This window comes from Burkholderia sp. CCA53, from assembly GCF_001685525.1.
Classification (GTDB): domain Bacteria; phylum Pseudomonadota; class Gammaproteobacteria; order Burkholderiales; family Burkholderiaceae; genus Burkholderia; species Burkholderia multivorans.
This window is the reverse complement of the sequence record NZ_BDDJ01000001.1, coordinates 1,311,924-1,325,860: the sequence shown is the minus strand read 5'-3', so window position 1 is coordinate 1,325,860 and position 13,937 is coordinate 1,311,924. Positions and strand designations below refer to the sequence as shown.

The window sequence follows — 13,937 nt, the reverse complement described above, 5'->3', positions numbered from 1 at the left end:
ACGACGCACGCAAACGGGAGATGGATCGGGTATGGCTGCGCTGAGCTTGAAGGGCGTCAGGAAATCGTACGACGGCAAGCAGCACGTGCTGCACGGCATCGACGTGGAGATCGCCGACGGCGAATTCATCGTGCTGGTGGGCCCGTCGGGTTGCGGCAAGTCGACGCTGCTGCGCATGATTGCGGGGCTCGAGACCGTGACCGACGGCGAGATCGCGATCGGCGGGCGCGTCGTGAACGCGCTGGAGCCGAAGGATCGCGACATTGCGATGGTGTTTCAGAACTACGCGCTGTATCCGCACATGACGGTCGCGCAGAACATGGGCTATGGGCTGAAGATCCGCGGCATCGACCGCGCGACGATCGACGCGCGCGTCGCCGCGGCCGCGAAGATTCTCGAGCTCGAAGCGCTGCTCGCGCGGCGGCCGCGCGAGCTGTCGGGCGGTCAGCGGCAGCGCGTCGCGATGGGGCGTGCGATCGTGCGCGAGCCGTCGGTGTTTCTGTTCGACGAGCCGCTGTCGAATCTCGACGCGAAGCTGCGCGTGCAGATGCGCCTCGAGATCCAGCGGCTGCACGCGCGGCTCGCGACGACGAGCGTCTACGTGACGCACGACCAGATCGAGGCGATGACGCTCGCGCAGCGCGTGATCGTGATGAACCGCGGCTACGCCGAGCAGATCGGCGCGCCGGTCGACGTGTACGAACGGCCGGCGACGATGTTCGTCGCGGGCTTCATCGGATCGCCGGCGATGAATCTGCTGCACGGCCGGCTGTCGGACGACGGCGCGACGTTTACCGTCGCGGGCGGCGGGCCGGCGCTGCCGGTGGCCGGCGCGCCCGGCATCGGCGGCGCGATCGCGACCGGCCGCGACTGGGTGCTCGGCGTGCGTCCGGAACACATGACGCCGCAGCCCGGCGTCCCGCACGCGACGCTGCCGGTCGATTCGTGCGAACTGCTCGGCGCCGACAATCTCGCGCACGGCCGCTGGGGCAGTCACGACGTCGCGGTGCGGCTGCCGCACGCGGAGCGTCCGGCGCGCGGCAGCGCGCTGGCGGTCGCCCTGCCTGCGCACCGGCTGCATTTCTTCGATCCCGAAACCGGCCGGCGCGCCGACTGAATCCGCAGAGAGGCTGACGATGACTTCCCGCTCCGACTGGCCCTATCCGCGCGTGGTCGCGCACCGCGGCGGCGGCACGCTCGCGCCCGAGAACACGCTCGCGGCGCTCGACGAAGGCGCGCGGCGCGGCCATCGCATGGTCGAGTTCGACGCGAAGCTGTCGGCCGACGACGTCACGTTCCTGCTGCACGACGACACGGTCGAGCGCACCTCGAACGGCCAGGGCGCCGCTGCAGGCATGCGCTATGCGGCGCTCGCGGCGCTCGACGCGGGCGCGTGGCGCGACGCGCGCTTTGCCGGCGAGCGGATGCCGACGCTCGAGGCGGCCGCCGCTCGCTGCATTGCGCTCGGTCTCGCGGCGAACGTCGAGATCAAGCCGTGCCCGGGCCGCGAGCGCGACACCGGGCGGCGCGTGGCCGCCGATGCGGCCGCATACTGGCGCGGCGCGGCGGTGCCGCCGCTGCTGTCGTCGTTCTCGTTCGAGGCGCTGCGCGAGGCGCGCGAGACGGCGCCCGAGCTGCCGCGCGGGATGCTGTACGAAACGGTGCCGCCGGACTGGCACGCGCAGGTCGTCGACGCGCTCGGCTGCGTGTCGCTGCACGCCGACCATACGCGTCTCGACGAAACGCAGGTGCGCGCGATCAAGGCGGCCGGGCTGCGCATCCTGGTTTACACGGTGAACGACCTCGCGCGGGCGCGTGAGCTGGTGCGCTGGGGTGTCGACGCGGTCTGCACGGACCGGATCGACCTGATCGGCCCGCACGCGCTCGACGACGTCGTGCAGGGCGCGGCCTAGCGCGCCAACGAGCCTGACGCGAAAAGACGACGCCCCGGCGCGGTTTGGCCGGGGCGTTTTGCATCGCGGAGACGTTACGGCGGGAAAATTCCGCTACAAATTGCAGCGGGATTAACCATTCCCCAAATATTCGACTACGCTTAGAAACGGTAGCCGACGTTCAGGTACGTGACGATCGGGTTCAGCGAGATGTGGGCTTTCGAGGTTTCGGTCAGCGTGCCGACCTGCGTGCGGCGAGCGGTGGTGAAAGTCGCGGTGACGCTCACCGGCACGTACGAAATCGACAGGCCGGCGAACCAGTGCTTCGTGAAGTTGTACGTGAAGCCTGCGTTGAAGACCGGGGCCCACTGATTGCTCGTCGTTGCACTGGTGGGGCCGCCGAGCACGCCGTTCTCGAACGCGGTGTTCGTGATCTTCGCGCCGGTGAACCAGACGTACGTCGCGCCGATGCCGACATACGGGCGGAATTTCGCGTTCGCGTCGTTGAAGTGGTAGCGCAGCAGCAGTGCGGGGCTCCACTGATACGCGCGGCCGAGCACGCCGAAGTTCGCGAACTGACCTTTTCCGGTGATGTCGAACTTCGGCGGCACACCGAGGACGAATTCGGTGGAAATGTGGTCGGTGAGGAAGTAGCCGGTCGCCAGGCCGAGCGTGTCGGCATCGTTGATGCCCGCACCGGTGTTGGGAACGGACTGATTGACGGGCGTGCCGCCGACGCCATAGACAAAGAGCGGGTCGCTGCTGTCCTGCGGGGACAGGTGAAACCAGCCGGTGCTGACGTAAAAACTACCTGCAGATTGTGCGTGTGCCGTGCCGCCCGCCAGTGCGAATGCGAGCGCCGCGGCCCCCGTAATGGCCAGTTTTCGTTTCATTGTGTCTCCTCCGATCAAAGGCGTGCTCATTATGACGACTGCGTTTAAAACCAAACAAGCTCGTAAGCTAGAGTTTTCTCCCTAGGTTTAGTACGACCGTACGCTTTCGCGCACCGCCGCGCGGGCATTCTACGCAGGTGCGCACATTCGGACCCCCGGGTATTTCCTAACGCGTTCAAACGGACATTCAGCATGGCACGGTTAGCACGACTCTACGTACCCGACCAGCCGCAGCACGTGATACTGCGCGGCCTGGATCAGCAACCCGCGTTCGTTGACGACCAGGACTACGAACTCTTCATCGATTGTCTGAAGGCCGCCGCACGCGATCATCACCTCTCGGTGCACGCCTACGTGCTGCTGCCGCGTCAGGTTCAGCTGCTCGTCACGCCGAGCGACGAGGCGAGCCTGCCGAAAGCGATGCAGGCGGTGGGGCGCCGCTACGTCGCGCATTTCAACCGGCGCTACTCGCGGCGCGGCACGCTGTGGGAAGGCCGCTACCGCGCGACCGTCATCGAAGGCGAACGCTATTTCCTGCTCGCGAGCCGCGTGGTCGAATTGAGCCCGGTGCGCGCGCAACTCGTCGCGACGCCCGATGCATACCGATGGTCGAGCTACCGGCACCACGTCGGGCTCACCGTCGACAGCCTGATCACCGACCATCCGCTCTACTGGGCGCTCGGCAACACGCCGTTCGAGCGGCAGCGCGCCTACAAGGAGCTGTGCGAGCAGCCGCTCGACGAGCGTCAGGCCGACCAGTTGCAGCAGGCGACGCTGAAGGGCTGGGTGCTCGGCGGCGAAACCTACCGCGAATGGGCTGCGCGCACCGCCAATCGGCGCGTGTCGCCGCTGCCGCGCGGACGCCCCAGAAAGGTGCGCGAGAACACGCCGCCGATCCAGCAGTAAGGGCCGACGGCGGCTTGGGAAGCGGCGCTGCGGGCGCCGCTTCTTTTTGCACCAAAACGATACGTCCCCAATAAAACAGCACCAGATAGAGGCGCGCCTTTAAATGGGGTTCGATCAAGCGGTTTTTGTTGCTATTCCTTTGATTCGTCGCGTATATTCCGAATTCCGGTGGCCCGGGCGAAGCGCGCCCTTCCATCGTCGGCCGCGCCGTCTCCCGCCGGGAGCTGGATCGGCGGCAAACAACAAAATGGTTCAACGGCCCTCCGGGCCCCTTTACGACGGTGTCCCCATGAACGACCACCAGCAGCCGCTCGCCGCGGTGCCCGCCGCACAAGGTCTCTACGACCCGCAAAACGAACATGACGCCTGCGGCGTCGGCTTCGTCGCCCACATCAAGGGCAAGAAGAGCCACGAGATCATTCAGCAAGGGCTGAAGATCCTCGAGAACCTCGATCACCGCGGCGCGGTCGGCGCCGATCCGCTGATGGGCGACGGCGCGGGCATCCTGATTCAGATTCCCGACGCGTTCTATCGCGAGGAGATGGCGAAGCAGGGCGTGACGCTGCCGCCGGCCGGCGAATACGGGGTGGGGATGATCTTCCTGCCGAAGGAAAACGCCTCGCGTCTCGCGTGCGAGCAGGAGCTCGAGCGCACGGTGAAGGCCGAAGGGCAGGTCGTGCTCGGCTGGCGCGACGTGCCGGTCGACCACACGATGCCGATTTCGCCGGCCGTAAAGGCCAGCGAGCCGCTGATCCGCCAGATCTTCATCGGCCGCGGCAAGGACATCATGGTGACCGACGCGCTCGAGCGGAAGCTGTACGTGATCCGCAAGACCGCGAGCCACCGCATCCAGGCGCTCAAGCTCAAGCACGGCAAGGAATACTTCGTGCCGTCGATGTCGGCGCGCACGGTCGTCTACAAGGGGCTGCTGCTCGCGGGCCAGGTCGGCGTGTACTACCGCGACCTGCAGGACGAGCGCGTCGTGTCGGCGCTCGCGCTCGTGCACCAGCGCTTCTCGACCAACACGTTCCCGGCGTGGGAGCTTGCCCACCCGTACCGGATGATCGCGCACAACGGCGAGATCAACACCGTGAAGGGCAACGTGAACTGGCTGAACGCGCGCACCGGCGCGATCGCGTCGCACGTGCTCGGCGACGATCTGCCGAAGCTCTGGCCGCTGATCTATCCGGGCCAGTCGGACACCGCATCGTTCGACAACTGTCTCGAACTGCTCGTGATGGCCGGCTATCCGCTCGTGCACGCGGTGATGATGATGATCCCGGAAGCGTGGGAACAGCACACGCTGATGGACGAGAACCGCCGCGCGTTCTACGAATATCACGCCGCGATGATGGAGCCGTGGGACGGCCCGGCCGCGATCGCGTTCACCGACGGCCGTCAGATCGGCGCGACGCTCGACCGTAACGGGCTGCGTCCGGCGCGCTACATCGTCACGGACGACGACCTCGTGATCATGGCGTCGGAAGCCGGCACGCTGCCGATTCCGGAATCGAAGATCGTCAAGAAGTGGCGTCTGCAGCCGGGCAAGATGTTCCTGATCGACATGGAACACGGCCGCATCATCGACGACAAGGAGCTCAAGGACAACCTCGCGAACGCGAAGCCGTACAAGAGCTGGATCGACGCCGTGCGCATCAAGCTCGACGAGATCGAGCCGAAGGCCGAGGAAGTCGCGGCCGGCCGCGCGCAGGGCGCGTCGCTGCTCGATCGCCAGCAGGCGTTCGGCTACACGCAGGAAGACCTGAAGTTCCTGATGGCGCCGATGGCGCAGCAGGGCGAGGAAGCGGTCGGCTCGATGGGCAACGACTCGCCGCTCGCGGTGATGTCGAACAAGAACAAGACGCTCTATCACTACTTCAAGCAGCTGTTCGCGCAGGTCACGAACCCGCCGATCGACCCGATCCGCGAGAACATGGTGATGTCGCTCGTGTCGTTCATCGGCCCGAAGCCGAACCTGCTCGACACGAACAACATCAACCCGCCGATGCGTCTCGAAGTGTCGCAGCCGGTGCTCGACTTCAAGGACATCGCGAAGATCCGCGCGATCGATCAATACACGGGCGGCAAGTTCAGCGCGTATGAGCTGAACATCTGCTACCCGGTCGCGTGGGGCAAGGAAGGCATCGAGGCGCGTCTCGCGTCGCTGTGCGCGGAAGCCGTCGACGCCGTGAAATCCGGCTACAACATCCTGATCGTGTCGGACCGCAAGACGGACGCCGAGCATGTCGCGATTCCGGCACTGCTCGCGACCTCGGCGATCCACACGCACCTCGTCCAGCAAGGCCTGCGCACGAGCACGGGTCTCGTCGTCGAAACGGGCTCGGCGCGCGAAACGCATCACTTCGCGCTGCTCGCCGGCTACGGCGCGGAAGCCGTGCATCCGTACCTCGCGATGGAGACGCTCGCGAAGATGGCCGAAGGGCTGTCGGGCGACTTGTCGCCGGAGAAGGCCATCTACAACTTCACGAAGGCGATCGGCAAGGGCCTGCAGAAAGTGATGTCGAAGATGGGCATCTCGACGTACATGTCGTACACGGGCGCGCAGATCTTCGAAGCGCTCGGCCTGTCGAGCGACCTCGTCGAGAAGTACTTCAAGGGCACCGCATCGAAGGTCGGCGGGATCGGCCTGTTCGAAGTCGCGGAAGAGGCGATCCGCCTGCACCGCGACGCGTTCGGGGACAACCCGGTCCTGCGCGACATGCTCGACGCGGGCGGCGAGTACGCGTACCGCGTGCGCGGCGAAGACCACATGTGGACGCCCGACTCGATCGCGAAGCTGCAGCACGCGACGCGCAGCAATTCGTACCAGACGTACAAGGAATACGCGCACCTGATCAACGATCAGACCAAGCGTCACATGACGTTCCGCGGGCTGTTCGAGTTCAAGGTCCAGCCGACCAAGGCGATCCCGATCGACGACGTCGAACCGGCGAAGGAAATCGTCAAGCGCTTCGCGACGGGCGCGATGTCGCTCGGCTCGATCAGCACCGAAGCGCACGCGACGCTCGCGATCGCGATGAACCGGATCGGCGGCAAGTCGAACACCGGCGAAGGCGGCGAAGACGAGAACCGTTATCGCAACGAGCTGCGCGGCATTCCGATCAAGGCCGGCGAGACGCTGAAGTCGGTGATCGGCGACGAAGTCGTCTCCGACATTCCGCTGAAGGAAGGCGATTCGCTGCGCTCGAAGATCAAGCAGGTCGCGTCGGGCCGCTTCGGCGTGACGGCCGAGTATCTCGCGTCGGCCGACCAGATCCAGATCAAGATGGCGCAGGGCGCGAAGCCGGGCGAAGGCGGCCAGCTGCCGGGCCACAAGGTGTCCGAGTACATCGGCAAGCTGCGTTATTCGGTGCCGGGCGTCGGCCTGATTTCGCCGCCGCCGCACCACGACATCTACTCGATCGAGGATCTCGCGCAGCTGATTCACGACCTGAAGAACGTGAACCCGGCCGCGAGCATCTCGGTGAAGCTCGTGTCGGAAGTGGGCGTCGGCACGGTCGCCGCAGGTGTCGCGAAGGCGAAGGCCGATCACGTCGTGATCGCCGGCCACGACGGCGGCACCGGCGCATCGCCGCTGTCGTCGGTCAAGCATGCGGGCACGCCGTGGGAGCTCGGCCTCGCGGAAACGCAGCAGACGCTCGTGCTGAACCGCCTGCGCGGGCGCATCCGCGTGCAGGCCGACGGTCAGATGAAGACCGGCCGCGACGTCGTGATCGGCGCGCTGCTCGGCGCGGACGAATTCGGCTTCGCGACGGCGCCGCTCGTCGTCGAAGGCTGCATCATGATGCGCAAGTGCCACCTGAACACGTGCCCGGTCGGCGTCGCGACGCAGGATCCGGTGCTGCGTGCGAAGTTCAAGGGCCAGCCCGAGCACGTCGTCAACTACTTCTTCTTCGTCGCCGAGGAAGTGCGCGAGATCATGGCGCAGCTCGGCATCGCGAAGTTCGACGATCTGATCGGCCGCGCGGATCTGCTCGACATGCGCAAGGGCATCGAGCACTGGAAGGCGAAGGGGCTCGACTTCTCGCGCGTGTTCTACCAGCCGGAAGGCTGCGAGGAGGTCGCCCGCCGCCACGTCGAAAGCCAGGATCACGGGCTCGAGCGTGCGCTCGACCACGTGCTGATCGAGAAGGCGAAGGCCGCGATCGAGAACGGCGAGCATGTGTCGTTCATCCAGCCGGTGCGCAACGTGAACCGCACGGTCGGCGCGATGCTGTCGGGCGTGATCGCGAAGAAGCACGGCCACGACGGCCTCGCGGACGACGCCGTGCACATCCAGCTGAAGGGCACGGCCGGCCAGAGCTTCGGCGCGTTCCTCGCGAAGGGCGTCACGCTCGATCTCGTCGGCGACGGCAACGACTACGTCGGCAAGGGGCTGTCGGGCGGCCGCATCATCATTCGTCCGACCAACGACTTCCGCGGCAAGTCCGAGGAAAACATCATCTGCGGCAACACGGTGATGTACGGCGCGCTCGAAGGCGAAGCCTTCTTCCGCGGCGTCGCGGGCGAACGCTTCTGCGTGCGCAACTCGGGCGCGACGGCGGTCGTCGAGGGCACGGGCGACCACGGCTGCGAATACATGACGGGCGGCACGGTCGTCGTGCTCGGCGAGACGGGGCGCAACTTCGCGGCCGGCATGTCGGGCGGCGTGGCCTACGTGTACGACCCGGACGGCACGTTCGCCGCGAAGTGCAACAAGTCGATGGTCGCGCTCGATCCGGTGCTGCAGCAGGCCGAGCAGGAGCGCACGGTCGACCGCGCGCTCTGGCATGCGGGCATGACCGACGAAGCGTTGCTCAAGGGGCTCGTCGAGCGTCACTTCCAGTTCACCGGCTCGCCGCGCGCGAAGTCGCTGCTGGAAAACTGGGACGCGGCGCGGCGCCAGTTCGTGAAGGTGTTCCCGCACGAATACAAGCGCGCGCTGGGCGAGATCGGTGCGAAGAAGGCGGCGAAGGAAGCGCTGGCCGCCTGAGCGACGAACGACATAGCGAAGGCCGCGCGCGCATGAACGCCGCGCGCGGCTCCCCCACCCGATACATCGAACAGAAGAGCACCTTATGGGCAAGGCAACCGGTTTTCTGGAGTTCGAACGCCGCCACGAGGCGTACGAAGCACCGCTCACGCGCGTGAAGCACTACAAGGAATTCGTCGCGGCGCTGTCCGACGCGGACGCGAAGATCCAGGGCGCGCGCTGCATGGACTGCGGCATCCCGTTCTGCAACAACGGCTGCCCGGTCAACAACATCATTCCGGACTTCAACGATCTCGTTTACCGCCAGGACTGGCAGCAGGCGATCGAAGTCCTGCATTCGACGAACAACTTCCCCGAGTTCACGGGCCGCATCTGCCCGGCGCCGTGCGAAGCCGCCTGCACGCTCGGCATCAACAACGATCCGGTCGGCATCAAGTCGATCGAGCACGCGATCATCGACAAGGCGTGGGCCGAAGGCTGGGTGAAGCCGCAGCCGGCCGCGCACAAGACGGGCAAGAAGGTCGCCGTCGTCGGCTCGGGCCCGGCGGGCCTCGCGGCTGCGCAGCAGCTCGCGCGCGCGGGCCACGACGTGACGGTGTTCGAGAAGAACGACCGGATCGGCGGCCTGCTGCGTTACGGGATTCCCGATTTCAAGCTCGAGAAGTGGCTGATCGATCGCCGGATGCGCCAGATGGAAGCGGAAGGCGTGACGTTCCGCACGAGCGTGTTCATCGGCAAGGATCCGCTGCCGGAATCGATCGGCAATCTCGCGAAGGAAACGATCTCGCCGGAGACGCTGAAGGAGGAGTTCGACGCGGTCGTGATCGCGGGCGGCTCGGAGACGCCGCGCGACCTGCCGGTGCCGGGCCGCGAACTGGCCGGCATCCATTTCGCGATGGACTTCCTGCCGCAGCAGAACCGCGTGAATGCCGGCGACAAGCTCGTCGATCAGTTGCTCGCGAAGGGCAAGCACGTCGTCGTGATCGGCGGCGGCGACACCGGTTCGGACTGCGTCGGCACGTCGAACCGCCACGGCGCGAAGCACGTCACGCAGTTCGAACTGCTGCCGCAGCCGCCGGAAGAGGAAAACAAGCCGCTCGTGTGGCCGTACTGGCCGATCAAGCTGCGCACGTCGTCGTCGCACGAGGAAGGCTGCGAGCGCGACTGGGCTGTCGCGACGAAGCGCTTCGAAGGCAAGAACGGCAAGGTCGAGAAGCTCGTCGCGGCGCGCGTCGAGTGGAAGGACGGCAAGATGCAGGAAGTGCCGGGCTCGGAGTTCGAGATGAAGGCCGATCTCGTGCTGCTCGCGATGGGCTTCACGCAGCCGGCCGCGCCGGTGCTCGAGGCGTTCGGCGTCGCGAAGGATGCGCGCGGCAACGCGCGCGCGGCGACCGAAGGCGATCGCGCGTACTACACGTCGGTCGACAAGGTGTTCGCGGCCGGCGATATGCGCCGCGGCCAGTCGCTCGTCGTCTGGGCGATCCGCGAAGGCCGCCAGTGCGCGCGCTCGGTCGACGCGTACCTGATGGGGCATTCGGAACTGCCGCGCTGAGCATCGCGAGCGGGTTTCGATGAAGCCGGGCGTCCGAGAGGGCGCCCGGTTTTTTTTCGGCCGCACGCCTGCGTGCATGCGGTTTCTTGACCGCGTTTCTTCGGCTTCGGCAAGCTTCGCCTCGCCGCCATCGACGCTGCGCCCTGACGCCACGAGCGCCGCATTTTCGCGAAGCATCGCCTAACCTGATCACATTCGACGGCTATTTTTCGCGATCGCGAATCCTTTCGGTTTGTAATGATCCTCGCAAACTGTCATATCATGTCGCCCCTCCGGCCGCTGACGGCCGCCGCATGTTACTGACCTATTTGTAAGGACACTGGATGGAAGCACTCGTGCATGGGCTGATCGACGCCGTCAACGGCGTGCTGTGGAACTACGTGCTGATTGCGCTACTGCTCGGCGTGGGCGCGTGGTTCACGCTGCGGTTCCGGATGATTCAGCTTAAGGCGTTGTTCCTCAGCATCCGGCTCGTCGGCAGCAAGGGCGAGCCGGGCAGCATCTCGTCGTTCCAGGCGTTCGCGACGGGGCTGGCGAGCCGCGTCGGCACCGGCAATATCGCGGGCGTCGCGGTCGCGCTGACGGTCGGCGGGCCGGGCGCGATCTTCTGGATGTGGATGACGGCGCTGGTCGGGATGTCGTCGGCATTCGTCGAGGCGACGCTCGCACAGATCTTCAAGGTGTCGCATCCGGACGGCTCGTATCGCGGCGGTCCCGCGTACTACATCCAGACCGGCCTGCGCTCGCGCGGCTTCGGCGTGCTGTTCTCGCTGTCCCTGATCCTCGCGTTCGGCTTCGTGTTCAACGCGGTGCAGGCCAATGCGATCGCCGACGCGTTCGACACATCGTTCGGCTGGCGCCGCGAGACCGTCGGCCTCGGCCTCGTGCTGCTGACCGCGCCGATCATCTTCGGCGGGATCCGACGCATCGCGTCGGTCGCGCAGGTGATCGTGCCGGTGATGGCGATCGGCTATCTCGCGCTCGCGGTCTACGCGGTCGCGACGCACATCACGCTGGTGCCCGGCGTGATCGCGTTGATCGTGAAGAGCGCGTTCGGCCTCGAGCAGGCGGCCGGCGGCCTGACCGGCTATGCGGTCGGCCAGGCGATCGCGATCGGCGTGAAGCGCGGGCTGTTCTCGAACGAGGCCGGCATGGGCAGCGCGCCGAACGCGGCCGCGACGGCGGGCACGCGGCATCCGGTCACGCAGGGGCTGATCCAGATGCTCGGCGTGTTCGTCGACACGATCGTGATCTGCAGTGCGACCGCGTTCGTGATCCTGCTGTCCGGCCAGTATGAGCTCGGCACGGGCATGGAAGGCGCGGCGCTCACGCAGCGCGCGATCTCGAGCCACGTCGGCGACTGGGGCGGCATCTACATGGCCGTCGCGATCTTCTTCCTCGCGTTCTCGTCGGTGATCGGCAATTACGCGTATGCGGAAGGCAACGTCGACTTCATCACGAAGCGGCGCGGCGTGCTGCCGCTGTTCCGCGTCGCGGTGCTCGGCATGGTGATGTTCGGCAGCGTCGGGCAGCTGCCGCTCGTCTGGGCGATGGCCGATACGAGCATGGGGCTGATGGCGATCGTCAACCTGATCGCGATCGTCGCGCTCGGCAAGTACGTGCACGCCGCGTGGCGAGACTATCGTCGCCAGCGTGCGGCAGGCGTCGCCGATCCGGTCTTCACGCGCAACACGATTCCCGAACTCGCGCGCGTGCTGCCGGCCGACGTATGGGGCGAGCACGGCCCGCTGCCGCAGCGCCCGGCGGCCGATGCGGTCGGCGAGCCGCGCGTGGCCGTCCGCGAATCATGAACGGCGACCGGCTGCGCGTTTTCGTCGCGCTGATGCCCGATGCGGCATCGCGCGACGCGCTGCACGCGTTGCCGGTCGCACGCGGCGCGCGGCGCACGCTCGCCGCGCAACTGCACGTCACGCTCGCGTTCATCGGCGCGATCGAGCGCGATCGATGCGACGCGCTCGCGGCGCGTCTGCCGGCGCTGGCCGCCGCGCATCCGTTGCCGCCGCAGCCGGTCGAGCGCATCGCGTGGTGGCCGAGCCTGCCGCGGGCGCGGCTGATCGTCGCCGAACTCGCGCGCGAGCCCGCCTGTGCGGCGCTCAACGCGGCGCTGACGGCGTCGCTCGCCGAACTCGGCCTGCCGGCCGATCCGCGTCCGTTCCGGCCGCACGTGACGCTCGCGCGATTGCCGCGCGAGGCGGTCGGGCAGCCCGCGCACGGCGGCGCGCCGGGGCGGCCGGTCGCGCTGCGCTTCGATGCGCTGACGCTGTTCGAAAGCCGGCTGTCGCACGAAGGCGTATCGCATCGGCCGATCGTGTCGGTGCCGATCGCATGCCTCGAGCACCGCGGGCCCGGCGAGCCCGGCGAGTGGACCTAACGCGCGTAGCGCGCGAGCGTCAGTCCGGACAGATCGATCTCCGGTTCGCGGCCGGTCACGAGATCCGCGAGCACCTTGCCCGATCCCATCGACATTGCCCAGCCGGTCGAACCGTGGCCGACGTTTAGCCAGAGACCCTCGATTCCGCTCGCGCCGAGCAGCGGCGGCCCGTCGGGCGTCATCGGCCGGCGGCCGGCCCAGAAGCGTACCGACGCGCGGTCCGCCGCATGCGGAAACCAGTCGTCGAGCACGGTCATCAGCGTGTCGAGCGCGCGCTGCCGCAGTGCCGCGCGCCGGTTGCCGAGTTCCGCGGTGCCGGCCACGCGCAGCGTCGGGCCGAAACGCGTGATCGCCGTCTTCAGCGATTCGTCCATCAGCGCGGCCCGAGGCGCGCGTTCGTCGTCGACGACGGACAGCGTCGCCGAATAGCCCTTCACCGGATACAGCGGCACGTCGATGCCGTAGCGGCCCAGCAGATCGGCACTGTCGACGCCGAGCGCGACGACGATCGCATCGGCGGCGAGCACCGCATCGCCGCGGGCGTCGCCGTTGCCGCCATGCGGACCGGTCGGCGCGATGCACACGCCGCGCGCACGCCGCCCGGCGACGTCGAGCGCACGCACGTCGGTGCCGAAGCGAAACGCCACGCCGTTCGCGTCGCAGAGCGCCCGCAGTTCGCGCGTGAAGCGCGCGCAGTCGCCGGCTTCGTCGTCGGGCAGGTAGATGCCGCCGACGGGTGCCTGCCGCGCCCAGCGCAGCCCCGGTTCGACCGCGATGCAGCCGGCCGCGTCGAGCTCGTGAAACGCGATGCCGGCATCGCGCAGCACGTTCAGTGCGGGCTGCACCATGTCGACGTCGAATGCGCTGCGCAGCAGCTGCAGATAGCCGCGGCTCGCGCCGTAGTCGAACGGATGCCGTTCGCGAAACGCATGCAAACACGCGCGGCTGTAATACGCGATGCGCTGCATCCGCTGCTTGTTCGCGCGGAACCGTTCGAATTCGCATTCGCGCAGCCAGCGTGCGATCCAGCGCCATTGCGCGGGATCGAGCGTCGGGCGGAAGATCAGCGGCGACGCGGGCCGAAACAGGTATTTGACGAGCTTGCCCGGCATCCCGGGCGCGGCCCACGGCGTCACGTAGCCGGGCGCGATCACGCCCGCGTTGCCGAAGCTCGTCGCCTGCGCGACGTCGGCCTCGCGTTCGATCACGGTGACGTCGCAGCCCGCTTCGCGCAGGTGCCAGGCGGTAGCGACGCCGATCACGCCGGCGCCGAGGACGATCACATGCATGCGGTACCCGGCGCGAAACG

General features: G+C 67.3%; 9 protein-coding genes. 7 read left to right on the top strand and 2 right to left on the bottom strand.

Features of this window, described 5'->3' with window-relative positions:
* Positions 1-31: 31 nt before the first annotated feature.
* Together BCR55_RS06160 and ugpQ are read left to right on the top strand one after the other, a co-directional pair.
* The gene (locus tag BCR55_RS06160; protein ID WP_045593833.1) at positions 32-1,117 is read left to right on the top strand and encodes a sn-glycerol-3-phosphate import ATP-binding protein UgpC; all 1,086 of its coding nucleotides are present in this window, start codon (positions 32-34) and stop codon (positions 1,115-1,117) included.
* Positions 1,118-1,136: 19 nt separating this feature from the next.
* Entirely contained in the window at positions 1,137-1,913 is a 777-nt protein-coding gene (ugpQ, locus tag BCR55_RS06155) for a glycerophosphodiester phosphodiesterase (RefSeq protein WP_053296734.1), read from the top strand.
* Between the two features lie 140 nt (positions 1,914-2,053).
* On the opposite strand, the gene BCR55_RS06150 is transcribed toward ugpQ, so the two are convergent.
* Complete coding sequence (locus BCR55_RS06150) at positions 2,054-2,785, bottom strand: OmpW family protein (RefSeq protein ID WP_006406998.1); 732 nt, start codon at positions 2,783-2,785, stop codon at positions 2,054-2,056.
* A 192-nt stretch (positions 2,786-2,977) separates the two neighbouring features.
* Between BCR55_RS06150 and BCR55_RS06145 the strand changes: the two genes are divergently transcribed.
* The 5 genes from BCR55_RS06145 to thpR all read left to right on the top strand — a co-directional run bounded on the left by BCR55_RS06145 (position 2,978) and on the right by thpR (position 12,628).
* On the top strand, positions 2,978-3,691 hold the full coding sequence (locus BCR55_RS06145) for a transposase (protein ID WP_006400610.1): 714 nt from the start codon (positions 2,978-2,980) through the stop codon (positions 3,689-3,691).
* A 289-nt stretch (positions 3,692-3,980) separates the two neighbouring features.
* Positions 3,981-8,684 (top strand): glutamate synthase-related protein, encoded by a 4,704-nt coding sequence (locus BCR55_RS06140; RefSeq protein ID WP_006400609.1) that lies wholly within the window; start codon positions 3,981-3,983, stop codon positions 8,682-8,684.
* A gap of 85 nt (positions 8,685-8,769) precedes the next feature.
* Complete coding sequence (locus BCR55_RS06135; protein ID WP_006400608.1) at positions 8,770-10,236, top strand: glutamate synthase subunit beta; 1,467 nt, start codon at positions 8,770-8,772, stop codon at positions 10,234-10,236.
* A 323-nt stretch (positions 10,237-10,559) separates the two neighbouring features.
* Complete coding sequence (locus BCR55_RS06130; protein ID WP_053296735.1) at positions 10,560-12,047, top strand: sodium:alanine symporter family protein; 1,488 nt, start codon at positions 10,560-10,562, stop codon at positions 12,045-12,047.
* Entirely contained in the window at positions 12,044-12,628 is a 585-nt protein-coding gene (gene thpR, locus BCR55_RS06125; RefSeq protein WP_065494343.1) for an RNA 2',3'-cyclic phosphodiesterase, read from the top strand. Before BCR55_RS06130 ends, thpR begins: the two co-directional genes overlap by 4 nt.
* Here thpR and BCR55_RS06120 read toward each other — a convergent pair.
* Positions 12,625-13,917 (bottom strand): D-amino acid dehydrogenase, encoded by a 1,293-nt coding sequence (locus BCR55_RS06120; protein ID WP_065494342.1) that lies wholly within the window; start codon positions 13,915-13,917, stop codon positions 12,625-12,627. The two genes, thpR and BCR55_RS06120, sit on opposite strands and share 4 nt — an antisense overlap.
* Positions 13,918-13,937 lie beyond the last annotated feature (20 nt).

Bases quoted from the DNA above. Each gene is read 5' to 3' on its own strand.
- BCR55_RS06160 (WP_045593833.1), top strand. From the start codon at position 32: ATGGCTGCGCTGAGCTTGAAGGGCGTCAGGAAATCGTACGACGGCAAG.
- ugpQ (WP_053296734.1), top strand. From the start codon at position 1,137: ATGACTTCCCGCTCCGACTGGCCCTATCCGCGCGTGGTCGCGCACCGC.
- BCR55_RS06150 (WP_006406998.1), bottom strand. From the start codon at position 2,785: ATGAAACGAAAACTGGCCATTACGGGGGCCGCGGCGCTCGCATTCGCA.
- BCR55_RS06145 (WP_006400610.1), top strand. From the start codon at position 2,978: ATGGCACGGTTAGCACGACTCTACGTACCCGACCAGCCGCAGCACGTG.
- BCR55_RS06140 (WP_006400609.1), top strand. From the start codon at position 3,981: ATGAACGACCACCAGCAGCCGCTCGCCGCGGTGCCCGCCGCACAAGGT.
- BCR55_RS06135 (WP_006400608.1), top strand. From the start codon at position 8,770: ATGGGCAAGGCAACCGGTTTTCTGGAGTTCGAACGCCGCCACGAGGCG.
- BCR55_RS06130 (WP_053296735.1), top strand. From the start codon at position 10,560: ATGGAAGCACTCGTGCATGGGCTGATCGACGCCGTCAACGGCGTGCTG.
- thpR (WP_065494343.1), top strand. From the start codon at position 12,044: ATGAACGGCGACCGGCTGCGCGTTTTCGTCGCGCTGATGCCCGATGCG.
- BCR55_RS06120 (WP_065494342.1), bottom strand. From the start codon at position 13,917: ATGCATGTGATCGTCCTCGGCGCCGGCGTGATCGGCGTCGCTACCGCC.